The 22,449-nt window shown below is 59.6% G+C and carries 25 protein-coding genes; 5 read left to right on the top strand and 20 right to left on the bottom strand.

The features are described from left to right. Positions 1-3 precede the first annotated feature (3 nt). Entirely contained in the window at positions 4-1,398 is a 1,395-nt protein-coding gene (locus GBEM_RS00835) for an NADH-quinone oxidoreductase subunit N (RefSeq protein WP_012528605.1), read from the top strand. A gap of 68 nt (positions 1,399-1,466) precedes the next feature. Beyond that, positions 1,467-1,793, top strand: coding sequence for a MazG-like protein (locus GBEM_RS00830; RefSeq protein ID WP_012528604.1), 327 nt, complete (start codon positions 1,467-1,469; stop codon positions 1,791-1,793). A gap of 73 nt (positions 1,794-1,866) precedes the next feature. On the opposite strand, the gene obgE is transcribed toward GBEM_RS00830, so the two are convergent. The 7 genes from obgE to GBEM_RS00795 all read right to left on the bottom strand — a co-directional run bounded on the left by obgE (position 1,867) and on the right by GBEM_RS00795 (position 9,496). Beyond that, positions 1,867-2,883 carry a GTPase ObgE gene (obgE, locus tag GBEM_RS00825; protein ID WP_012528603.1) on the bottom strand — a complete coding sequence of 339 codons (1,017 nt, stop codon included), beginning with the start codon at positions 2,881-2,883 and terminating at the stop codon, positions 1,867-1,869. 74 nt (positions 2,884-2,957) lie between these two features. Beyond that, entirely contained in the window at positions 2,958-3,215 is a 258-nt protein-coding gene (gene rpmA, locus GBEM_RS00820) for a 50S ribosomal protein L27 (protein ID WP_012528602.1), read from the bottom strand. A 67-nt stretch (positions 3,216-3,282) separates the two neighbouring features. Continuing rightward, entirely contained in the window at positions 3,283-3,591 is a 309-nt protein-coding gene (gene rplU / locus GBEM_RS00815; protein WP_012528601.1) for a 50S ribosomal protein L21, read from the bottom strand. A 118-nt stretch (positions 3,592-3,709) separates the two neighbouring features. Beyond that, the gene (locus GBEM_RS00810; RefSeq protein ID WP_012528600.1) at positions 3,710-4,012 is read right to left on the bottom strand and encodes a Rieske (2Fe-2S) protein; all 303 of its coding nucleotides are present in this window, start codon (positions 4,010-4,012) and stop codon (positions 3,710-3,712) included. 51 nt (positions 4,013-4,063) lie between these two features. Next, the gene (gene purT, locus GBEM_RS00805; RefSeq protein ID WP_012528599.1) at positions 4,064-5,242 is read right to left on the bottom strand and encodes a formate-dependent phosphoribosylglycinamide formyltransferase; all 1,179 of its coding nucleotides are present in this window, start codon (positions 5,240-5,242) and stop codon (positions 4,064-4,066) included. Positions 5,243-5,276: 34 nt separating this feature from the next. Continuing rightward, positions 5,277-6,767, bottom strand: a complete 1,491-nt coding sequence (locus GBEM_RS00800; RefSeq protein WP_012528598.1) for an Rne/Rng family ribonuclease — start codon at positions 6,765-6,767, stop codon at positions 5,277-5,279. A gap of 242 nt (positions 6,768-7,009) precedes the next feature. Continuing rightward, positions 7,010-9,496 carry a TIGR03960 family B12-binding radical SAM protein gene (locus GBEM_RS00795; protein WP_012528597.1) on the bottom strand — a complete coding sequence of 829 codons (2,487 nt, stop codon included), beginning with the start codon at positions 9,494-9,496 and terminating at the stop codon, positions 7,010-7,012. A 286-nt stretch (positions 9,497-9,782) separates the two neighbouring features. Between GBEM_RS00795 and GBEM_RS00790 the strand changes: the two genes are divergently transcribed. Beyond that, positions 9,783-10,016, top strand: a complete 234-nt coding sequence (locus GBEM_RS00790) for a hypothetical protein (RefSeq protein WP_012528596.1) — start codon at positions 9,783-9,785, stop codon at positions 10,014-10,016. A gap of 378 nt (positions 10,017-10,394) precedes the next feature. Here GBEM_RS00790 and GBEM_RS00785 read toward each other — a convergent pair whose 3' ends face one another. The 5 genes from GBEM_RS00785 to GBEM_RS00765 all read right to left on the bottom strand — a co-directional run bounded on the left by GBEM_RS00785 (position 10,395) and on the right by GBEM_RS00765 (position 13,302). Then, positions 10,395-10,763 carry an exosortase system-associated protein, TIGR04073 family gene (locus tag GBEM_RS00785; RefSeq protein WP_012528595.1) on the bottom strand — a complete coding sequence of 123 codons (369 nt, stop codon included), beginning with the start codon at positions 10,761-10,763 and terminating at the stop codon, positions 10,395-10,397. A gap of 5 nt (positions 10,764-10,768) precedes the next feature. Beyond that, the gene (locus tag GBEM_RS00780) at positions 10,769-11,197 is read right to left on the bottom strand and encodes an exosortase system-associated protein, TIGR04073 family (RefSeq protein WP_012528594.1); all 429 of its coding nucleotides are present in this window, start codon (positions 11,195-11,197) and stop codon (positions 10,769-10,771) included. A 225-nt stretch (positions 11,198-11,422) separates the two neighbouring features. Further along, positions 11,423-12,025 carry a peroxiredoxin gene (locus GBEM_RS00775; protein ID WP_012528593.1) on the bottom strand — a complete coding sequence of 201 codons (603 nt, stop codon included), beginning with the start codon at positions 12,023-12,025 and terminating at the stop codon, positions 11,423-11,425. 116 nt (positions 12,026-12,141) lie between these two features. After that, the gene (locus GBEM_RS00770) at positions 12,142-12,960 is read right to left on the bottom strand and encodes an ATP-binding protein (protein WP_012528592.1); all 819 of its coding nucleotides are present in this window, start codon (positions 12,958-12,960) and stop codon (positions 12,142-12,144) included. Between the two features lie 39 nt (positions 12,961-12,999). Then, a complete protein-coding gene (locus GBEM_RS00765) occupies positions 13,000-13,302 on the bottom strand; it encodes a nitrous oxide-stimulated promoter family protein (RefSeq protein WP_012528591.1) in 303 nt (100 codons plus the stop codon). A gap of 105 nt (positions 13,303-13,407) precedes the next feature. On the opposite strand from GBEM_RS00765, the gene GBEM_RS00760 reads away from it, so the two are divergent. After that, positions 13,408-14,853 (top strand): hypothetical protein, encoded by a 1,446-nt coding sequence (locus GBEM_RS00760; RefSeq protein ID WP_012528590.1) that lies wholly within the window; start codon positions 13,408-13,410, stop codon positions 14,851-14,853. An 83-nt stretch (positions 14,854-14,936) separates the two neighbouring features. Here GBEM_RS00760 and uvrB read toward each other — a convergent pair whose 3' ends face one another. Further along, positions 14,937-16,925 (bottom strand): excinuclease ABC subunit UvrB, encoded by a 1,989-nt coding sequence (uvrB, locus tag GBEM_RS00755; RefSeq protein ID WP_012528589.1) that lies wholly within the window; start codon positions 16,923-16,925, stop codon positions 14,937-14,939. A gap of 45 nt (positions 16,926-16,970) precedes the next feature. Continuing rightward, complete coding sequence (locus tag GBEM_RS00750; RefSeq protein ID WP_012528588.1) at positions 16,971-17,420, bottom strand: response regulator; 450 nt, start codon at positions 17,418-17,420, stop codon at positions 16,971-16,973. 186 nt (positions 17,421-17,606) lie between these two features. Between GBEM_RS00750 and GBEM_RS00745 the strand changes: the two genes are divergently transcribed. Then, entirely contained in the window at positions 17,607-17,798 is a 192-nt protein-coding gene (locus GBEM_RS00745) for a twin-arginine translocase TatA/TatE family subunit (protein WP_012528587.1), read from the top strand. A gap of 373 nt (positions 17,799-18,171) precedes the next feature. Here GBEM_RS00745 and GBEM_RS00740 read toward each other — a convergent pair whose 3' ends face one another. From GBEM_RS00740 to GBEM_RS00720, 6 genes are all read right to left on the bottom strand, one after another. Further along, positions 18,172-18,582 carry a response regulator gene (locus GBEM_RS00740; RefSeq protein ID WP_012528586.1) on the bottom strand — a complete coding sequence of 137 codons (411 nt, stop codon included), beginning with the start codon at positions 18,580-18,582 and terminating at the stop codon, positions 18,172-18,174. Between the two features lie 382 nt (positions 18,583-18,964). Then, positions 18,965-19,480 carry a hemerythrin domain-containing protein gene (locus tag GBEM_RS00735; RefSeq protein ID WP_012528585.1) on the bottom strand — a complete coding sequence of 172 codons (516 nt, stop codon included), beginning with the start codon at positions 19,478-19,480 and terminating at the stop codon, positions 18,965-18,967. A gap of 113 nt (positions 19,481-19,593) precedes the next feature. Beyond that, positions 19,594-20,157, bottom strand: a complete 564-nt coding sequence (locus tag GBEM_RS00730; protein WP_012528584.1) for a quinol:electron acceptor oxidoreductase subunit ActD — start codon at positions 20,155-20,157, stop codon at positions 19,594-19,596. Between the two features lie 42 nt (positions 20,158-20,199). Then, on the bottom strand, positions 20,200-20,382 hold the full coding sequence (locus tag GBEM_RS00725; RefSeq protein WP_012528583.1) for a DUF6496 domain-containing protein: 183 nt from the start codon (positions 20,380-20,382) through the stop codon (positions 20,200-20,202). Positions 20,383-20,427: 45 nt separating this feature from the next. Next, the gene (locus tag GBEM_RS20545) at positions 20,428-20,580 is read right to left on the bottom strand and encodes a DUF3309 family protein (protein WP_012528582.1); all 153 of its coding nucleotides are present in this window, start codon (positions 20,578-20,580) and stop codon (positions 20,428-20,430) included. A gap of 34 nt (positions 20,581-20,614) precedes the next feature. Beyond that, complete coding sequence (locus GBEM_RS00720) at positions 20,615-22,240, bottom strand: AsmA family protein (protein WP_012528581.1); 1,626 nt, start codon at positions 22,238-22,240, stop codon at positions 20,615-20,617. Positions 22,241-22,449: the final 209 nt, after the last annotated feature.

Raw genomic sequence — 22,449 nt, 5'->3', positions numbered from 1 at the left:
AAGATGATCATCCCTGACCTACATACCATCATGCCGATCATCATCACCGGGGTGGGGGCGCTGGTCGTGCTCCTTTGCGGGCCGCTGCTCCTTAGCGGGACCACCAGCTCTATCGCGGCGGTTACTGCGGCGGCAGCGGGGCTTTGGGCAATTTTCACCGCGCCCTCGGCTGTGCCTGCCGTCGCCGGGCTTACCTTCACGCCGCTGGCCCAGTTCCTGATCCCGCTTTTTTGCGCGGCGGCACTCCTGACGCTGCTCCTCTCCCACGGCTACAACGAAAACCGCGCCATCAAGGGAGAGGAATACCCGGCGACGGTCCTCTTCGCACTGTTCGCTTTGTGCGTGCTCCCCTGCGCCTCGAACCTCCTGATCCTCTTCCTGGCTATCGAGTCGGTCTCCTTCGCCTTCTACATCCTGGTCACCATGGACCTCCAGCGGGCGGAATCGGGCGAGGCGGGCCTGAAATACCTCCTCATGGGGGCGGTCGCCGCCGCCTTCACCGCTTTCGGCTTCGCCCTCATCTTCGCCGGCAGCGGTACCCTCGAACTTGCCGGCGCCGTGCCCCACGCGGATAACCGCGCCATCGTCGCCGCCGGTTGGGGCGTGGTCATCATGGGCATGGCCTTCAAGCTTTCGTTGGTCCCCGCGCACCTCTGGACTCCTGACGTCTACCAGGGAGCTCCGGCCCCGGTCGCAGCCTTTCTTTCCACCAGTTCCAAGGTGGCGGCGGCTTCGCTGCTGCTCATGCTGCTCACCTTCTCCCCCCCGATGCCGGAATTGCGCATCCCGCTTGTGCTGCTGTCGCTCCTCTCGATGGTGGTAGGAAACCTGGCGGCGCTCCGGCAGCAGAACATCAAGAGGATGCTCGCCTACTCCTCCATCGCCCACATGGGCTACCTCACCCTCGCGCTTCTCACCGGCACCAGGGAGGGATACGCCGCGCTCCTCCTTTACGGCGCTATCTACACCGCCATGAATCTTGCCGCTTTCGGCGCCATTGCCTCGCTCTCACTGGAAAAGGAAAGGGACCAGATAGCGGACTACTCCGGGCTCGGTTTCAGCGCTCCGCTGCGCGGCGGCGTGCTTGCCCTCGCCATGCTGGCACTGGCCGGCCTGCCACCTACCGGAGGCTTCATCGGCAAGTTCTTCATCTTCTATTCCGCCATCAAGGGGGGCGAAACGGCGCTCGCCATTGTCGGTATCATAAGCGCCGCGGTCTCCTCCTTTTTCTATCTCAAGGTCGTCGCGAGCCTCTACATGCACCGCTCCTCCTCCCCTGCCCCCCGCGCCGCTGCCGCTGCCGACGCCGTCGCCCTTTGCTGCGCGGCCGCCTTTATCCTGCTCCTGGGGGTATTCCCGGCCCCGCTGTTACGGTTGGTCGACGCCGCGCTGCAGTAAGCGCCTGACTCCGTAACCTCTCCAAATTGTCGTGTGACTTTGATTTTAATGAAGAAAGGGGAATAATAATGAAAGAGTTGAGCTTTGCTGAAGTTGTGGAGCGTTCTGTTCAAATACGGAAGCGCTATCACCTGCTTGAAAGAGAACTCCATGGCAAAGAATGGAGCGTTGAAGAAGATGCCTTAGCTTTTCTAACCGATGCGGGGCTGGTCGGCCGCCTGACGATGTCCCAGCAGGGGCGTTGGCCGACAGATGGCGAAACTATGCCTGAGCTTGAGCACAAACTTGGCGAGTGCATATGGTGGCTGGCTGTTTTGGCAGAACGTATGGAAATCAACATCAACGAAGCATTGGAAAATTTCCTGACCAAGACTGAAAAACTTTTGAAGAACTGAACCTTGCCATTATTTCCAACATAAAAAAAGGGGAGCAACCGCTTCGGCTGCTCCCCTCTTCTATTTTTAATCCCTACCAGGTCTCTTCCGGCTCGCCCCACAGGTTGAAGGCGATGTCGTCCAGGAGCTCCGGTATCCCTTCCCCGGTCGCGGCGGAGATGGGGAAGACCTTTATTCCCCGCTCCTCGAAGTAGGGGAGGATCTCTTTCAGGTTCTCCCTGACATGGGGGAGGTCGATCTTGTTGACGACGACAGTTTGGCGTTTGTCGGCAAGCTCGGGGTTGAAGAGCGCGAGCTCACGGTTGATCGCCTCGTACTCTGCGATGGGATCCCGATCCGGCATCCAGGAGAGGTCGAGCAGGTGCAGCAGCTGCCCGGTACGCTCCAGGTGTTTGAGGAAACGGTGCCCAAGCCCCGCCCCCTCGCTCGCCCCCTCGATCAGACCGGGAATATCGGCCATGACGAAGGAGCGGTAGTTCTTGTACTGGACCACGCCGAGGCTCGGCTTGAGCGTGGTGAAGTGGTATTCGGCGATCTTGGGGCGTGCGGCCGAGATCTTCGCGATCAGCGAGGACTTCCCGACGCTGGGCATGCCGAGCAGACCCACGTCCGCCATCAGCTTCAGCTCCATCCTGATCCAGCGCTCTTCGCCAGGCTCGCCGGGCTGCGCGAACTTGGGAGCCTTGTGGGTGGCGGTCTTGAACCGGGCGTTCCCCTGCCCGCCGCGCCCCCCCTTCAGGAGCACCATGGAGGAGTCGGGCTCGGCGAGGTCGGCGAGGATCTCCCCGGTCTCGGCATCCTTGATCACGGTCCCCTGCGGCACCAGGATCTCCAGGGTGTGGCCGTTCGCGCCGTGCCGGTCGCTACCCATGCCGTTCTTGCCGCGGCCGGCCTTCTGGTGCGGGTGCTGGCGCAGGTCGAGCAGCGTGGAGAGGTGCGAAGACACCTTGACGATCACGTCGCCACCCTTGCCGCCGTCGCCGCCGTCGGGCCCTCCCAGCGGGATGAACTTCTCCCTGCGGAAGGAGACGCACCCGGCACCGCCGTCGCCGGACTTCACGTTTATCTTAACTTCATCTATAAAACTCATTAACTTTCCTGTGGAAACAGCAAAAGCCCGGACCTTGCGGCTCCGGGCTTTCACACTCTTTTATGCTGCGTTGGCTAGTTGGCCGGGTAAACGGAGACCTTTTTACGGTCTTTGCCCATGCGCTCGAACTTCACCACGCCCTCGATCAGGGCGAAAAGGGTGTAGTCCTTGCCAAGGCCGACGTTGTTCCCCGGGTGGATCTTGGTGCCGTGCTGACGGTAGATGATGTTGCCGGCTTTGACAGCTTCGCCGCCAAATTTCTTGCAACCAAGCCTCTGGCCGTCGGAGTCGCGGCCGTTCCTGGAACTGCCGACGCCTTTCTTGTGTGCCATTTTCTGCTCCTTCTGCCGGTAGCACCCTGTCGAACTAGGGGTCGCCTACCGTCCTGTAAAATATTGCCTAGGCGTTGATCTTCTCGATCTTGAGGATCGTTCTGAGTTGACGGTGCCCATTAAGTTTCCTGGTGTTTTTCCGGCGCTTGGACTTGAAGACCAGAATCTTCTTGTCTTTGCCCTGCTCGACAATCTTGCCGACTACAGAGGCGCTGGGCACTAAAGGTGTTCCGATAACAACCTTATCGCCGCCAACCATCAGGATCTCGGAGAACTCGACGGTATCGCCTACCGCGCCCTCCAATTTTTCAACTTTCAGAAAATCGCCCTCGGAAACTTTATACTGCTTCCCTCCGGTTTTAACTACTGCGTACATGAACTTCACCACCTTTACCCTGGATTTACAATTGAGCGGTCAAACTTATCTTGAAAAGTTTTTGGAGTCAAGGCTTTTTTCCGCCAAGGCTATTTTTCCTGCCGGGTTGAACGGGGCATCAGCCAACTTCGACGAACACCTCGTCTCCCCGTATCTCGACCGGGTACACCTTCAGGGTGTACTCCTGATGGTCGGCACAGGCGCCGGTGGCGAGATCGAAACGGTAGCCGTGCCTCGGGCAGGAAAGACGCCCTGCCTCCTTGATGAAAGCCCCCTGCAGGGGCGCGCCCTGGTGCGGGCATTCCGCCTCGCAGGCGTACACCGTCCCCTTGGTCTTCACCAGGAGCACCTGCACTCCGCCTGCCTCGACCAGCTTCTTGCCAAATTCCGGAACCTCGGACACCTTCGCGGCAAAGACCATGGAACCTCCTAAGATGCGTGCGATTAAAGGGCTTCGATCATCCCAGCGGGTCTAGCGTTTTACGATGCCTACACAGTGGGCGGATTGTTCGGCCTTCTGGCGGGCCTCGTCGCAGTCGGCGCCGAAGGCGAGCGCCACGCCCATGCGGCGCCCCTTCCTGGTGTCGGGTTTGCCGAAAAGGCGCAGCTTGCTGCCGGGGATCTCCAGGGCTTTTGCCACTCCCTCGAAGGCGACCTCCGCGGCCTGCCCCTCCGACAGGATGACGTGCGAAGCGGCGCAGCCGAGGCTCTCGACCTGCGGCACCGGCAGCCCCAGGATAGCGCGCACGTGCAGCTCGAACTCGGAGAGGTTCTGGGAGATCATGGTGACCATCCCGGTGTCGTGCGGCCTGGGAGAGACCTCGGAGAACCAGACCTTGTCGCCGGTGACGAAGAACTCGACGCCGAAGATGCCGCGCCCGCCGAGAGCGCCGGTGACTGCCTCGGCCTGGCGCTGCGCTTCGGCCAGCACCGCAGGAACCATCGGTGTCGGCTGCCACGACTCGTGGTAGTCGCCGTCGATTTGGCGGTGCCCGATGGGGGGACAGAAGCTGGTGCCCCCTGCGTGCCGGACGGTGAGGAGCGTGATCTCATAGTCGAACGGGATGAACTGTTCCACGATCACCTTGTCGGAGGCGCCGCGCGCCCCCTCCATGGCGTATTTGAAGCAGCGCTCCAGGTCCGCCGCGTCGCGCAGCACGCTCTGCCCCTTGCCCGAGGAGCTCATGATCGGCTTCACCACGCAGGGAAGACCGATGGCGGCGACAGCTTCGCGGAACTCGTCCATGCTGGTCGCGAAACGGTAGGCGGCGGTGGGAAGCCCGAGTTCCTCGGCGGCGAGCCTGCGGATCCCCTCGCGGTTCATGGTGAGGTTCGCGGCGCGTGCGGTAGGGATGACGTTGAACCCTTCCTTCTCCAGCTCCAAAAGGTAGACGGTGTTGATCGCCTCGATCTCCGGCACGATCAGCGACGGATTCTCCAGGCGGACCACCCGGTCCAGTTGTTCGCGGTCGAGCATATCGATCACGTGGCTTCGGTGGGCGACCTGCATCGCCGGGGCGTCGGCATAACGGTCCACCGCTATCACCTCGATCCCCAGCCTCTGGGCCTCCAGGGCCACTTCCTTGCCTAGCTCGCCTGAGCCCAGCAGCATCATCCTCGTCGCACTGTTTTTCAGCGGCGTTCCTATCATCACTTCTCCTGGTTCTTTAATTTCTCAAGCGGTCCTAGCTGACCGCAACCTCGAACTGCTCCTGATGAAAACCGGGCTTGGCGCGGACGGTGATCCGCTTCTTGAAGTTCTTCTCCAATTCCTCCAGCCCGCGCCGCTCCTCGTCGTAAAGTAGGTCGGCCACCTGGGGATGCACGGTGAGCATCACCTTGGTGCCGCGGATGTCCAGCATCTCGCGACGCAGCTCACGGAAGATCTCGTGGCAGACCGAGATCTTGGACTTCACGTAACCGCGCCCCTCGCAGTAGGGGCAGGGCTCGCACATCATGCGTCCCAGGCTCTCGCGCACCCTCTTGCGGGTCATCTCCACGAGCCCCAGCTCCGAGATCTTCAGGATGTTGGTCTTGGACTTGTCGCTCTTCAGTGCCTCTTCTAGCGCGCCGTACACCTTCTCGCGGTTCACCTCCTTCTCCATGTCGATGAAGTCGATAATGATGATGCCGCCCAGGTTCCTGAGGCGCAGCTGGTAGGCGATCTCCTTCACCGCCTCCAGGTTGGTCTTCAGGATGGTGTCTTCCAGGTTGTGCTTGCCGACGTAGCGCCCGGTGTTGACGTCTATCGCGGTCAACGCCTCGGTCTGCTCGATGATTATGTAGCCGCCGCTCTTGAGCCAGACCTTGCGCCCCAAGGCGCGGCTGATCTCGACCTCCAGCCCGAAATGGTCGAAGATCGGCTCCTCTTCGTCGTAAAGCTCGATGGAGTACTTCATCTTGGGCATGAAGGTGCTGATGAACTGGACGATCTTGTCGTACTCGGGCTTCGAGTCCACTACGATCCGCTCCACCGATTCGGTGAGGATGTCGCGCACCACCTTCTGGGTTACGTCGAGATCGGAGTGGATCAGGGTCGGGGCTCCCGCCTTGTCCTTCTTCTTGGCGATCTCGTCCCAGAGCTTGGTCAGGTAGTGGAGGTCCGCCACCAGGTCCTCTTCGCTCTTGCCGTCGGAGACTGTCCTGACGATGAACCCGCCGCCGACCGGCTTGATGCGGTCCACGATCTCCTTCAGACGCTCGCGCTCCGCTTCGTCCTCGATCCTCCTGGAGATGCCGACGTGGTCGACCGTCGGCATGTAAACCAGGTGGCGCCCAGGAAGCGAGATGTGCGCCGTGATGCGAGCCCCCTTGGTCCCGATAGGCTCCTTGGAGATCTGCACCAGGAGTTCCTGCCCCTCCTGCAGCAGTTCCTCGATGGGGTGCAGCGGGTGCGGCATCGGCTCGTCGCCCTGCTCACCCTCGATGTAGCTGTCGTACTCGTCCATGGCGTCGAAGACGTCCGCCACGTAAAGAAAGGCTGCCTTTTCCAGCCCGATGTCCACGAACGCCGCCTGCATGCCCGGCAGCACCCGGACCACTCTTCCCTTGTAGATGTTGCCGATGATCCCCTTCACCCTGCTCCTCTCGACGTACAGCTCCGCAATGGTGCCGTTTTCGATGAGCGCGATGCGGGTTTCGTGGGAGGTGGTGTTTATGACCAGCTCGTTTCCCATGCTAACCCCTTCCTATATATGAAATTCAAAAACTCAAAAACTTAAAAACTGTTCAAGGTTCAACGTTCAAGGTTCGAGTTCATTCCTGCTCAATCCGCCATTGCCCCGACGGCACCAGCTACCCGGCAGACGACAAGGTCTGAAACAGTTTTTACAGCCAGAGCCGAGGCACGAGCCGTCACCAGCCCTTCCCGACGAGCACGCCGGTTGCACACGTTGAACGCAGAACGTTGAACGGATTTTCAGGAGAAGAGTACTTCCAGCTTCTCCAGCCGCGCCTCTTTCAGCGCCTCGGGCTGCACATCCAGGATGGCGCAGGTGAACTCGACGGGCTTGCCCCGGCCGACCACCATCTCCAGCGCGCTCCCCTCGACCTTCAGCTCTGCCAGCTCGTGGCGCAGGTCGAACTCGGTGGATTTACCCTTCTTCTCCCGCTTGAGCGGTGACGATTCCAGGGCGAGGAAAGCCTCGACCTTCGCCTGCAGGTCATGGGCAAGTTCTTCCGGAAGGGTTACCCGGTAACGCACCTTGTCCATGATGACGGAGAGCGCCGGCGCCCGCAGTGGAATCTCGGTCGCCTCCAGCACCCGGACCCCCTCGGGCAGGCTCCCGTTCAGGGCCCGCTCCAGCTCGGCTGCCGTATAACCGGCATTTACCTCGAAATCCATGTACTCAGCGTAGGAGACGATACCTACAGAGAGCGCTGTGGCGAAGGAAAACTTCGGGTGCGGGTGGAACCCCTGCGAGTAGCGGATCGGTATCCCGGAGCGCCCGACGGCCCTGGTGAACAGGGTGAGCATCTCCAGGTGGCTCAAGAAGCGCATCCGCCCCACTTTCTCGAAACGGATCCTGATCCGTTGTGCCTCTTCGACGGGCGCCTCGGGCGCGCTTTCGGTGGCGTAGGTGTCGAAGGGGACGGGGTCCTTCAACCTCAGCTTGATCTGGTCGAAGTCGCAGACGCCGCAACCGGTGCATTTGTCGAAGCGGCAGTCGGGGGTGGCGGTCTCCTTCAGGGCAGCCGCAAGCTCGGCGAGCAGGAACTCTTTCTTCACGCCGCAGTCGATGTGGTCCCAGGGAAGCAACTCGTCGGTCTCGCGGCGACGCAGGTAAAACGAGGCGTCGATGCCGCTCGCCTCGAAGGCCTGGGCCCATTTCAGGCGGTCGAAATGTTCCCACCAGCCGTCAAAGCGGCAGCCGAGGCGGTGCGCTTCGATGAGCAAGCGAGACAGCCGCCGGTCGCCGCGGGCGAATACCCCTTCCATCCCGGAGAGGGAGGCGTCCTGCCATTTCATGATCAGCTTTTTCTTTTTGAGCTCGCCGCGCAGGTGGCGCTGCTTGTCGACGATCTCCTCCTCCGTGATCTGCGGTTCCCACTGGAACGGCGTGTGCGGCTTCGGCACAAAGCTGGAGACCGAGACGTTGACGTCGCCGCCGTTGCCGGCGAATTTCCCCTGACGCTTCACCTCGCGGGAGATCTCCACGATGCGGTCCAGGTCTTCCATGGTCTCGGTGGGAAGGCCGATCATGAAGTAGAGCTTGATGAGACGCCAGCCGTTGCTGTAGACGGCGCGGGCGTTCTCCAGGAGCGCCTCCTCGGTGATCCCCTTGTTGATCACCCTTCTGAGCCGCTCGCTTCCCGCTTCGGGCGCCAGGGTGAAACCGGTCTTGCGCACCCGGCGGATCTCCTCGGCCATCTCGGGGCTGAGGCTCCCCACCCGCATGGAAGGGAGTGAAACCGCCTTTTTCTGGGAGGCGTAACGGTCCATGAGCCCCTTCAAGAGCGGAGTCAAGCAGCCGTAATCGCCTGTGGAAAGCGACAAAAGAGATACCTCGTCGTACCCGGTGTTGCCCAGGGTCTCCTCGACGATCTCCAGCACCCGCTCGGGGCTTCGCTCACGCACCGGGCGGTAAATGTAACCTGCCTGGCAGAACCGGCAACCTCGTGTGCAGCCTCGGGAAATCTCGACGCTCACCCTGTCGTGTACGGTCTTCAGGAAGGGAACCACCGGTGAGGTCGGGTAGTAAGCGCTTTCAAGGTCGGCCACGAAGCGCCGTTTCACGCTCCCATACCCCGCCAGAAGCGGCGCTATCTTTTCGACCGCGCCGTCGGGACGATAGCTCACCTCGAAGAAGCAAGGGACGTAAACCCCTTGGATGCGGGCAAGCTGCTCAAGAAGCACGCTCTTCGGCAGCTTCTCCTCTTTCCACTGGCGAACGCAGTCGGCGATCTCTACTATCGCGTCCTCGCCGTCCCCGATCAGAAAGGCGTCGAAGAAGTCGGCCAAGGGCTCCGGGTTGTAGGCGCAGGGACCGCCCCCCAGGATCAGGGGATAACCCTCGTTCCGCTCCGAGGCAAGCAGCGGAATTCCAGACAGATCAAGCATGTTCAATATGTTGGTGTAGGAGAGTTCGTACTGCAGCGTGAAACCCACTACGTCCGCCTCGATCAGAGGCAGGCTGCGCTCCAGCGTCACCAGCGGCTTCCCCTGGGTCCTGAGCGACTCCTCGAGGTCCGGCCAAGGCGCATAGGCGCGCTCCGGCATGATCCAGGGGACCTCTTTCAGCACTCCGTAAAGGACCTGCAGCCCCAGGTGGCTCATCCCAATTTCATAAACGTCAGGGAAAGCGAGCACGAACTCGAGCGCCCCCTCCCTGCCGGAAACCGTTCCCATCTCCCCGCCCATGTAACGGGCGGGCTTTTCCACTGACAAAAGTATGTTATTGCTCAAAAAACCCCCGGATACCGCTTTTCAGCTAAGACCGGCCATAATAACAAAAATTCTTCCGCACTGGCAAGGTAATATGCCCCAGCGCTGCCGCAACATGGGAGATTTCGCTCAGACACTACCTCATTTGCGGTACTCATTGGAGCAAATGCGGTGCGATTTTAATGTGCCTGCCAATGGTACCGGATCGGGTTTTCATTTAAACCGGACACTTACCTTATAATGAGAGACTGGCATAGTACCTGCTATAGGTTGGAGAGTTACTTACTTTTCAAAAAGGAGATTCACCATGAAAAAAGTTATGTCTTCCATCGTTGCTGCTCTCGTTGCTGTTGCTTTCGCTGGCGTTGTTTTCGCTGCTGACGCAGCACCGGCTGCTGCTCCGGCTGCAGAAGTGAAAAAAGAAGAAAAAGCTCCGGCTAAGAAAGCAGCTCCGAAGAAGAAAAAAGCTGCTAAGAAAGCTGCTGCTAAAAAAGAAGTGAAGAAAGAAGAAGCTCCGGCTGCTGCTCCGGCTGCAAAGTAATTTCCTTTTAAAGGGAATTCAGAAGGCCGCATCGCAAGATGCGGCCTTTTTTTGTGCCCCTCGCGAGCCTCGGCAGGAAGCTGCCCTAAACAGAAGAGGTGCCGGTTTCTTTGACCGATCTCGTTTGTTCTCGTTTTGCTCTCGTTCCCAAGGTCCACCTTGGGAACGCAAGGCCATCCCGAAGCTCCAGCTTCTACCGAATGCAAAGCTGGAGCTTTGCGACGCATTGGGTTCCCAAGCTGGAGCTTGGGAACCAGGAACACGATCGTTCGCGGAAGATTGTTGCTTCGGTAAAAGAAAAGGGGCGCCGGTTTCATCCGGCTGCCCCTTTTCTTTTCTTGCTTTACTGCCGCGACCGGCTAAGCGGCCACCTGCAGTTTACTCTTTCTGCCAGACATAGGCCGGGTCGAAATACGGATCGTAAAAGCCGGGATAGGCGAGGAAGAAGGTCGCGGTTTCCCCGGCGCCGGCGACGGTGCGCACGACTGTCATGCCGATTCCTTTAAGCGGTCCCACGGTGAGCCCCTTGGCAAACCCGTCGTCCCTGCAGGTCAGGTAGATCTGCTTGGGGAACTCCATCCACCCGGTGCCGATGTTGGCCACACCGCGCACCAGCTTGTTGGCCATCCCGTCGACGACATCCTGCGGGGCAGCGCTGTCGACGTTGCGATCGTCGGCTTGCGCCATGTCAACCGCACCTGCCAGGGCCAGAACCAGCAAAGCCATCACCACGACATACTTGCGCATTAGCTCTAATCCCCCTTTTTCTCTGCGGGTTCGGCGGGTTCGGCCGGCACGGCGACGGTTTGCGCTCTCGGCTCGACCCTCTTTGCGTCCCACCCCTCCCAGACGAATTCCGGCTGGATCATGGGATCGTAATAGCCCGGCTGGGGCACTGCAAAGAATACGGTCTCGGTCAGACCGGTGAAGAGACGGTAAACGCCCATCCCGAAACCCTTGAGCGGCCCGACTACATACCCTACTGCGCCGCGGTCCCGCACCGTGAGGTACGACTGTTTGGGGATCTCGACAATCGATGTTGCCACGTTCGTGACTCCCCGGACCAGCTTGAACGCCATCTTCTCGGCTATCGCTTCGGGTTGCTGCCCCTCGATCGCGAAGGAAGACGTGGCAAAGAGCATGACCAGCAACAGGGATAACATGGTTGCCTTGGTGCGCATTTTGGCTCCTCTTCGGGCTACGGGTTGGTAAAAAACTCATGTTCTTTTAACATAGATGGTTTTCATTGGCAAGAACGGCATCACTACCGCTACTCGCCCCGGCCGCGGATGGCGCCTGATCGGGAGCTGAGGCGCAGAAGGGGTTTCCAATGAAAGCAGGACAAAATGAAAAGGCGCGGTTCTCATGTGAGCCGCGCCTTTCCCATGTCGATCATCTTGTGGCTGTTACTTGCCGTGCTTCTTCTTGAGATACTCGGCAACACCCTCGGTGGAAGCCTTCATCGACTCCTCGCCTTCCTGCCAGTTTGCCGGGCAGACCTCGCCGCCGTGGGTTTCCACGAACTGCAGCGCATCCAGCATCCTGAGCGCCTCCCCGACGCTTCTGCCCAAGGGGAGGTCGTTAATGACGGAGTGGCGGATCACCCCTTTGGTGTCGATCAGGAACAGCCCGCGCAGGGCGACCGATTCGTTTAGCAGGATCCCGTAGGACCTCGCGATCGACTTGTCCAGGTCCTCGACCAGCGGATACTGGACGTTGCCGATGCCGCCGTTTTCCACCGAGGTGTTCTTCCAAGCGAGGTGGGTGAACCTGGAATCGACCGATACGCCGATCACCTCGCAATTCTTCGCCTTGAAATCCTCCACCCGCTTGTCGAAAGCGAGGATCTCGGAGGGGCAGACGAAGGTGAAATCGAGCGGGTAGAAAAAGAGCACGACGTACTTGCCACGGTATTTCGACAGAGTGAGTTCGGCGAACGAGTTGTCAGGCAGCACAGCCTGCGCTGTAAAATCGGGGGCTTCCTTAGTAACCAAGGTTGTAAGACTCATAAGTGCTGTTCTCCTTTGAGTGCTGATTGGGAAATCTAATGTGGGCAACTGTACCAGCAGCCACATTGGGTGTCAATCAAAAAAGGACTAAAAGCATCTTATTTGTCTCACCGGCACTAACGCTCGACGATTTCACCGCGAATACTGATAGTTACTTCCCTGAAGGGTATTTCCATCTCCGACGCCGCGAGGGCCTGGCGGGCCGCCATCACGATGCCGCCGCAGCAGGGAACCTCCATCCTCAGAACCGTGATCCCCTTGATACCGGAGACCTTGAAGAGCTCGGTCAGCTTGTTGAGGTAGGCGTTGTTGTCGTCCAGTTTCGGGCAACCGACGACGACCGCCTTGCCTGCCAAGAAGTCCTGGTGGTAGTTGCCGTAGGCGAATGGAACGCAGTCAGCGGTAATGAGGAGCTCGGCGTCCTTGAAGTAAGGCGCAGTAACCGGCACCAGGTGTAGCTGCACCGGCCATTGTGCCAGTTGGCTCTGCACCGCGCCTGCCGCGGGGGAACCGGCCTGGGCGGGGGCAGGGGCGAAGCTTTGCACCCTCGATCCCGGGCAGCCTCCGCCGTGACCTGCGCCGTGACCATGGCCTGTGCCGTGGCCATGAGCGCCGTGGCCGTGACCTAGCCCATTGCCATTCCCGTGGCCGTGCCCGTGCCCATGGCCGTGTGCCTGCGGCTTGGGCGTCACGCCCTGTGCCTGCAGGTGTTTCTCAACCGCCTCTTCATCGAACTCGTCCGCGTCACGCTCGATGATGGTGATGGCGTTCCGCGGGCAGTCGCCCAGGCAGGCTCCGAGCCCGTCGCAGAGGTTGTCTGCAGAGATCTGCGCCTTACCGTCCACGATCTTGATTGCGCCTTCCGCGCAGGAAGGGACACAGAGGCCGCAGCCGTCACACTTGTCCTGGTCGATGTTTACTATTTTCCTGATCATCCTTTGCCTCCAATGTTTCAATTGTTCTAAAAAATAGTGTCAGAAGAAGTAGTGCCACAGGAGATCGAGCCTGCCGCGCAGCATGAGATGCTTACCGGAATAGGCCATGATCTCTTTGATCTTTGCCCTTTGCACCTTGCCGTAGCAGTGCACGTGACAATGCTTGCAAGTGGGCTTGGGGTCGAGCGGGCATTTCTCTCTCTTTTGCTTCGCGTAGCTCAACAGCTCGTCGCATTCAGGGCAGAGTTTCCCCTTTTCGCCGTTGTGCTTGCTGCGGCAGTAACAGCTGATGAAGGTCTCGAGAATCCTGATGTCTTTTTCTTGCTTATGCTTGTTTTCCATGACTGTCACCATAGCAAAGGAAGGTGGATTTCCTCATGACCAAAGTCAAGAGAATAAACATTGCACCCTTTGCCTTTGCCGTTTCTTTATGCTATTTTCCATCGAATGAATACTAATATGGAAAAAGTCATCATCCCTCGCGCCGAGCACAGCGTTTCCCGCTCAGAATTGAGCCCAAATGCGGTAAAAACGCTTTACAAGCTCAAAGAACAAGGCTTCACCGCCTACCTGGTGGGAGGCGGCGTACGCGACCTGCTGCTGGGGCGCGAACCCAAAGATTTTGACGTGGTGACCGACGCCACCCCGGCCCAGCTCAAGAAGATGTTCCGCAACTGCCGCCTGATCGGCCGCCGTTTCCGGCTGGCGCACCTTCATTTTCACGATGAGATCATAGAGGTAGCCACCTTCCGCTCCACCGTCGATCCTTCCGCCGAAGCCCCTGCCGAGGAAACTGCTGAAGCCCCCTCCGAAGCGGCTCAGGAACTCCCCCAGGAAACCGTCGTTGAAGCCAAACTCCTGGAGGAAGAGCGCGAGGGGCGTCGCCGTCGCGGCCATCACGGTCCAAGCATGCTGAAGAGCGAAGACGGCATGGTGCTCAGGGACAACGTCTTCGGCACGCCGGAGGAGGATGCAGTTCGCCGCGACTTCACCGTCAACGCCCTTTTCTACAACATCGCCGACTTCTCCATCATCGACCATGTGGGCGGGATGGAAGACCTGAAGCAGGGACTGATTCGGACCATCGGCGATCCGTTGGTCCGTTTCACCGAGGACCCAGTCCGCATGATCCGGGCCATCCGTTTCGCCTCCATGCTGGGCTTCAATATCGAGGAACGGACCGAAGCCGCCATCGAGGAGCTCTGCGGCACCATCAACAAGGCGACCCCGCCGCGGCTCTACGAAGAAGTGCTGAAACTCCTCCTGCTGGGAGCCGGCGAGCGGACCTACCAGATGATGCGCCACAGCGGGCTTTTCGCGCCGCTCTTCCCCCACTTCGACGCCTGGCTGGAGCGGGAATCCGAAGGGTATCCCCATGCCCGGGTGAGCAAGGGGCTGGAATGGGTGGATGAGTTGATCGGGCAGGACGAGCCGGTTTCCCCTCCACTGCTCATCGCGCTGGTGTTCGGCGAGTACCTCGAGGAGAAGATTGCCGAGTTCAGGGATGGCGGACTGCCGCCGCAGCAGGCGGCCGATGCCGCCGTGGCCGCTTTTGCCGCCGAACTGACCCCGACTGTAGCCGTCCCCAACCGGGTGCTGGTTGCCGTGAGGGACATACTTTCTCTGCAGCTGCGCTTCCAGAAGACTCCGGGAAGAAACGGGCGCGGCGTGATCGGCAGGCCGTCCTTTTTGGACGCGCTGCAGTACCTGCGCTTCATGGGAAAGCTCACCCCGCCGAAGAAATCGCTTGCCGACTGGTGGGAGCGCTACGCGGTCCAGCAAGCTGCGGGGCAGCCGACTGCAGCCGCCGAGGTTCCAGGCGAGGCGGAGAAAGCCCCCGCGAAGAAGCGCAGGAGGCGGAGGCGGAGAAAGCCCGCCCCCATGCCGAGCTAGTGGATCCAAACAAGAACCCCCTCGCGCACCAAGCCCGAGGGGGTTTCGTTGTCAATCGTCAATCGTCAATTGTCAATTGCTTCTCAGCTTCCCCTGGTGATTTCCGCAACCTCCAGCCGCTTGATCTTGTCCCTCAGCTCCGCGGCCCTTTCGAATTCCTGAGCCTTGGCCGCCGCCAGCATCTCCTTTCGCAGCCTCTTCAGCGTCTTCTCCAGCTCCTTGACGCTCAAGAACTCCTCGGCCGATGCCGGCACCGTGACCCAGTCCTTCTCCTCAGGCGCCTGAAGCACGTTCCCGATCATCCTCCGCACGCTCTCCGGTGTGATGCCGTGCTCCTCGTTGTAGGCCGTCTGCAAAGCGCGCCTCCTGAGGGTTTCGTCGATGGCGGCCTGCATGGAACCGGTCACCTTGTCCGCATACATGAGGACACGCCCCGACACGTTCCTCGCCGCGCGGCCGCAGGTCTGGATCAGCGACCTCGTGGAGCGGAGGAACCCTTCCTTGTCCGCATCGAGGATCGCCACCAGCGAGACCTCGGGGAGGTCGAGCCCTTCCCTGAGCAGGTTGATCCCGACCAGCAGGTCGAACTCGCCGAGCCTTAAGTCCCTGAGGATCTCCATGCGCTGGAAGGTGTCGATGTCGGAGTGGAGGTAACGGACGCGGATCCCAAGCTCGCGGTAGTAGTCGGTGAGCTCCTCGGCCATGCGCTTGGTAAGGGTCGTGACCAGCACCCGTTCTCCCCTGGCCGCCGTCTCGCGCGCCTCGTGCAGCAGGTCGTCCACCTGCCCGGCGGCCGGGCGCACCTCGATGGCCGGGTCGATAAGACCGGTGGGGCGGATCAGCTGCTCGACCACGACCCCTTCCGCCAGCTTCAGCTCGTAGTCCGCCGGTGTCGCGGAAACGTAGATGGTCTGGTGCAGCTTCTTCTGGAACTCCTGGAAGGTGAGCGGGCGGTTGTCCAGGGCGGAGGGGAGCCTGAAACCGTAGTTCACCAGGGTCTCTTTCCGGCTGCGGTCGCCGCGGTACATCCCCCCCACCTGCGAAACGGTGATGTGGGACTCGTCGATCACCAGCAGGAAGTCCTTGGGGAAATAGTCGATCAGCGTATAAGGGGGCTCGCCGGCGGCGCGGCCGTCGAAGTGGCGCGAGTAGTTTTCGATCCCCTGGCAAAAACCCATCTCCTCCATCATCTCGATGTCGAAAAAGGTCCTCTGCTCAATGCGCTGCGCCTCAAGCAGCATGTTCTGCGAGTTGAAGTAGCGGAGCCGTTCCTCCAGTTCGAGTCGGATCTGCTCCACGGCCCGCTCCAGGGTCTGGCGGCTGGCGACGTAATGGGAGGCAGGGTAGATGGCGCAGCGGGAAAGCTTCTGCAGCTGCACCCCGCGCAAAGGGTCTATCTCGGAGATGGCATCCACCGTGTCCCCGAAGAACTCGATCCTGAGCGCCCGCTCGTCGTCGTGGGCGGGGAAGACCTCGACCGTGTCCCCACGGACCCGGAAGGAGCCGCGGTGGAAATCGACGTCGTTTCTCTGATACTGGATCGCCACCAGACGCTGCAGCATTTCGTCGCGCCCTACCTCGTCCCCTTCCCGGAAGCGGATCTGCATCTCCTGGTACGACTCGGGGGAGCCTATGCCGTAAATGCAGGAAACCGAGGCGACGATGATGACGTCGCGGCGGGTCAAAAGGCTCCTGGTGGCGGAGTGCCTGAACTTGTCGATCTCGTCGTTTATCGAGGAGTCCTTCTCGATGAAGGTATCGGAGGAGGGGATGTAGGCTTCAGGCTGGTAATAGTCGTAGTAGGAAACGAAATACTCGACGGCGTTGTTGGGGAACAGTTCCTTGAACTCGCCGTAGAGCTGGGCGGCCAGCGTCTTGTTGGGCGCAAGGACCAGGGTGGGGCAGTTGCAGCGTGCGATCACCTGGGCCATGGTGAAGGTCTTGCCCGACCCGGTGACCCCGAGGAGCACCTGGTGCGGATCGCCCCGCAGCACTCCGTCCGCCAGTTCTGCGATGGCCCTGGGTTGGTCGCCGCGGGGCTCGAAACTTGTTACCAGTTCGAATTTGTCCATGCCGGGGATATTAGCAGGCCTCGGCGCGCCTTGGCAACAGGGTGATCAGGCCGCCGCGCAATTTCTCTGGGGGGGGAGCTGGTTGACACTCAGCCAATAGGTCATGACTTGCTTCATGTTGTCGCAGAACTGGCCGTAGTCCACGGGCTTGCGGATGTAGCTGTTGGCCCCCAGGCGGTAGCTGTCCAATATGTCCTGTTCTTCGGTGGAGGAGGTGAAGACGATGACGGGGATGGAGCGGGTCTTACAGTTTTCCCGCATGCGCCTGAGCACCTCGAGGCCGTTGACTTTCGGGAGCTTGAGATCGAGGAGCACAAGCAGCGGATTCGCCAGGGAGTCCCTTTCGGAGTGGTTCCCGGTGCCGAAGAGGTAGTCCAACGCCTCGGCGCCGTCGCGCGCGACCACGATGCCGTAAGGCATGTGCTTGCGTACCGCCCGAAGGGTAAGAGCCTCGTCGTCAGGGTTGTCCTCGACCAGCAGAATCGTCTTATTCACCGCAGTTCTCCTTACTTAAAGAGATAGTCCAGAGAGAATAGTCGCACCGGATCTATATCAAGTTAAAAATTTTAACGCAATAGTTTTAATAATTGTCCTCTAAATTTAGTTTTAATCCTGCCTTGATTTTTTGCACCAGCGATGCCATACTGCAGCATCTTCAGCTACCTGAAAGGGAGGGAACCTATGTTTGGATTCGGCATGCCGGAGCTCATAATAATAATGGTGATCGTGCTTGTGGTTTTCGGTGCCGGCCGACTCCCGGAAATAGGCGGCGCGCTGGGCAAGAGCATCAGGAACTTCAAGAAGGCCTCCAGCGGCAAGGAGGAGATCGAGATTAAACCCGGACGCCCCGAGGACGACAAGAAGAGTAACTGAGTTGACTACCTATAGCCGTTTCGAAGGTCCCCCGCAGCAGAGGGGGGGCCTTTTTCTATTTCATTTACGAATAATGCATATGAATAAAATCAGCGACAAGGAGGATTCCCGCGCCGGTTCGGGCGGCCAAGGTTGTAGGGCACAAAAGGCGGGGTTCGGGGCGCAGGCCTAGGAGGCATCCGGGGAGGGTTGCTGCACGACCTGGGGAAGCAGCTCAAGGGGAGCACCAACCACGCCGCGCTGAGGGAGATGTGCTGACCACACTGCACGTGGAGCAGGGGCACCAGCTCACGGTGCAGTTGCAGATTGCCGAGGAACAAATCCTTGGGCTAAAGGTGGGGATGCGTTGCAAATACCGATGGCGCCCGAGATCCTATTGGCGGGGGGTACCCACCGGCTCTTCCGAAAGCCAGAATCTCAGAACTTCCGGGTTCAACGGTTTGGAGAGCACCGCCAGCACCCCCAGATTCCGGCACTCCTCCAGGTCCTTCGGGTCCTCGGAGGAGGAGAGGGCGAATACCTTCAGTCTCTTGGTACGTTCGTCGCTGCGGATCTTCTGCAGCACCCCGACACCGTCGATCTTTGGGAGCTTCATGTCGAGGAGCACAAAGTCAGGCTCGTTGTGCCCCCTTCCCTCCGCCGCCTCCCCCAGCAGCATACCAAGCGCCTCCGCACCGTCGCGCGCAACTGCCACATTGCTGTACCCGGCTTTCCTCAAGGCACGCAAGGCAAGCTCTTCGCAATTGCTGTTATCCTCTACAAGCAAAATCTCAGCGTCTTGCATAGCGCCTCCACAAACTGCGGTTCTCGGTGAATAGATCTGCATCGGTAGTCTCTTTGTCCTTCAGAAATGTCCTTTTTACTCAGGAGCCTGGGGACCTCTGTCATAGAGCTAGCCGCCTCTCTACCGGCCCACGGTTATCGCTTCAAAAGCCCCCGCGTGTTCAAACCTTGTGAGTATCTGCTTGCTTCTTTTTAGTGATATCTTACTTTCAGAATTTCTTTTATAACTTATCGGCAGCGTTCTCCTGAATGCCGAATAATTTTATAACATACATTAACAGATACACAAGCATTCTTTTTGACTGTCACAAAAAAAGGCGGCACAGGACCGGAGTACCTCTTTCCGGATGCGGCGCCGCCTTTTCCCCTTGCTGTGTGGTTCCCTACCCCTCTACCGGGGCTCCCCGGGAAGATTTGCGGCCCTCACGCTTGTTTCTTTGGAACTGCAGCGCGATCTCGTGCTGCTGCTCCTTGCCCAGCGCCTTCCTGGCAAGCTTGAAGACCTCGCGCTCTTCTTCCTGCATGTGATGCTCGACGATCTCGTTCAGGACCTGCATCTTCGCCATCCAGCGCTCGTCGTCGACGGCGAGCGCCTGGAAGGTGCCCAGCATGGTCCTCGCCACCTGGTGCTCCTCAAAGGACTGCAGCACTTTGTCGCGCATCTCCTCGTTTTGCTCCAGGACACTGTAGAAGAAACGCTCCTCGCCTTCCATGTGAATTTCCAGCTCCTCTTCCAGCTGGGCGAACAACTTCTGCAGCGTGGAGATCTCCTTGCGGCCCGCTTTTTGGGCCTTGTCGAACAGGTAGCGGGCCTTCTCGTGATCCTGCTTTAGCACGTCGAAGATGGTGAGCTCAGACGACTTGGCGTGCGATTCGCTGCTTGATTTGGTGGTCGGCATTCGGTCCTCCTATTGACGTTTTGCCGTTAGCCCTCTCCGCTTTGTCCTCCCTCCTCCTCAGGCAGTTCGTGCCATGCAGGGTGGAGTTGAGGACGAAAGGGGGGACGCCGTTTTTATGCGCTCCCCCGCGGCTTGGGTTTGTCCGAGCTGGCGAAGTCGGCCTTGGATTCGCCTTCGGACCCGATGTCTGCTGCGCCGGTCTGCCTCAGGACGTCCATCCCTCGTTTTTTCCAGTCGGCGTTGTCGCAATGGACCGAGAGGAGAATCCCCCCTTCCTTGACCCGCCCTTCGTACCGCTTCGCCTCGTATTCGGGGATCCCCATCCCCACCAGCGCGCCGGCTATGCCGCCGATAACCCCGCCTGCTCCGACACCCGCCAAGGCTGCCACGATCGGTCCCGCCGCGATGAACGGGCCGACGCCGGGGATTGCGAGGGCGCCGATGCCGGTGAGCCAGCCCAACGCCCCGCCGATCACCGCGCCAGTCCCAGCGCCCGCACTCGACCCCTCAGGGACCTTGGTGTGCTTTTCATGGGCGAAGTCCTTGGTGCCGACGTTCTCGGAGAAGAGCACGGAGATGTCGGTGTTGCGGAAATCCGCTGCCCTCAGTGCGTCGACTGCGTTCTCTACGCTCTCCCTGCTGTGATAGATGCCGAATACCGCGATGTTTTTTGCCATGACAGCCTCCTTTTAATTTCCCTTGCTGGTTATGGTGCCTGGTTACTTCTTCTTCGGAGGTTCAGGCACCTTGGCCCCTTTTTCGCGCGCCTCCGAAAGACCGATGGCAACGGCCTGCTTGCGGTCTGTCACCTTCTTGCCGCTGCCGCTTTTCAAATCACCCTTTTTGAACTTGTCCATGACTTCATGCACCGTTTCCTGCGCTTTCTTCCCATACTTCGGCATGTTCGCCTCCTTGTTACCCGTCGTTCCCACACCCGCCGGTCGCCGCTAGATGCGTTCCATGATGACCAGCAACAGCAGGACCACCAGCACCACCCCCAACCCGCCGCTCGGGAAGTAACCCCATCCCGCGCTGTAGGGCCAGGTCGGTAGCACCGCGATGACCAGCAGGATTAAAATCAGCAGCACGACGTTTCTCATAGCCACCTCCTTTGCCTTTGCGGCGGGTCCTTCTCTAGCGCTTTTTCCCCAGCGCCGTCACATCCCTCTCGAAGGTGGGAACAATGGCCTTGAAGAAGGCGTTGCGCACCAGTTGCACCACAATCTGCCAAGTGCTGGTCTGCGGGTTCTTCAAAGGACCCGAGATGTCCGCCTTGGTCGCAACCTGGTCCCGCTGCTTGTTTTCCAGGATCTTGGCGATGCCTCCGATCAGAATTTCCTTCACCTGCTTAAAGAACCCTTTGTTCTTGTCCTGGCGACGGTCGTAGACCTTCATGTCGCGGAAAAACGGTTTGATGTAGCCGTCTACTCTCTCGTTCTTCACATGCAGCTCGGTCACCAGCGAAAACGTCCCCGCCGTGACGTCGAAATCCCCATAGGAGCGGAGCAGGTCGTTGAGGGAGGTAAGCTGGGTGTTGGTGATCTTCAGGTAGAGATCGAAGTCGGGGCCGTTCTTCTCGGGACGAAAGTCTCCCGATGCGCTGGTCATGCCGCTGCCCATGAACTTGCCGCTTAGCTTCGCCTTCGCCGCCCCCCGGGAGAACTGGTTGGAAAAGTTGCTCAGGCTGAAATCGGTGTCGGCGACAAAGATGCGGAACTTTTTCCCGCCTGCGTTGTACATCATCCCGAGGTTGGAGCGGACCAGGTCGAACTGTTCGATGCTCAGCACCAGGTTCGGCTTGTTGCTCACCTCTTTCGCCGCCGCCTTCACCTTTTCCGCCCTTCTTTTCTCCACCGCCGCGGTCTTTTCCGAATGGAAGTAGGTCATAGTGACCCCGCTGATCACCAGTTTTTTCAGGCGTGCCGTCTGCACCTTTCGTCCGTACTCGATGTCGCCGTTGCCGCTCAGCGCCCCGCCTTGGACGGACATGTTGTAGCGGGCCAAAACCGGCTGGAAATAGTCGATGGGGACCTTTTCCAGCTTCAGGTCCGCCTTCACCGCGGGTGTCGGCTCGGCCAGGAAATTGGCCTTGCCGTCGACGGTCCCGTGGCCGGTCTTGAATATGTCCGTTTCCAGGTGGAAGGATGAGGGATAGACCTTGTCCGGCAGGTGGATGTTGCGGATGTTGTTCGCCTCCAGGTCCAGGTTGCTGAGCACGAGGGGGCGCTTGGCATCCTCGTCGATGTAGGTAATGCTCGCGTCGTTGATCTTCAGGTGGTTGATCTTCAAGGGGTAAATGGCCTCCACCGCCTGCTGCCACCCCTTTTCCTTCATGGGGACCTTGCTCTTGGCCTCGCTCTTTAGCTGTGTCAGGTTTATGTGGATCTTCGGGTCGTCCAGCCTCATCTCTCCGACCAGCTTTCCCGAGAGGATCTCGCGCCAATGAACGCTGGCCCGCAGGTACGGGAACTCCGCCACCGGCGGCTCAGGATGCGCCTGCTGCGAAACGGTGAGCCCTTTCAGCGTGATGGAAAGCCCGATCAGGCTGAAATGCAGCTTGGGAAGGCGGACCGAGTACCCCTTGAGGCTCTGGTTCATCTTCTTTTCAGTCGCGCGCCGCAAAGGTTCGTCGATGAAGAAACTGGCGATGAACACGATCAGGACCAGGGCGACGACGATTCCCACTATCCAGAGCAGCAGCTTCGTGCTCAGCAATTTCTTACCTGCGCCGTGCGCATGTTGTCCGCTTTCTTCAACCATATCTTCTCCAGGGGGTTGTGTGCTCCCTGCCCTCGCCAATGATTAAATTCCGTTAACAAATGTATGCACTCGCTTTGCTTTGTCAATCGCGGCAGCCGCTTTTAGCGCGCCGTCTTTGCGGCAGAAAACTGCGCCGGTATGGCACTTTGTGCAGCAAGCCTGCGCCGCTTCTGCATCAGCGCGGCAGCGCACAGGCAGAGAAGCGGGAG

This window comes from Citrifermentans bemidjiense Bem (assembly GCF_000020725.1).
Lineage (GTDB): Bacteria > Desulfobacterota > Desulfuromonadia > Geobacterales > Geobacteraceae > Geomonas > Geomonas bemidjiensis.
The sequence above is the reverse complement of the archived record's forward strand: the minus strand, read 5'-3'. Positions and strand labels throughout refer to the sequence as shown.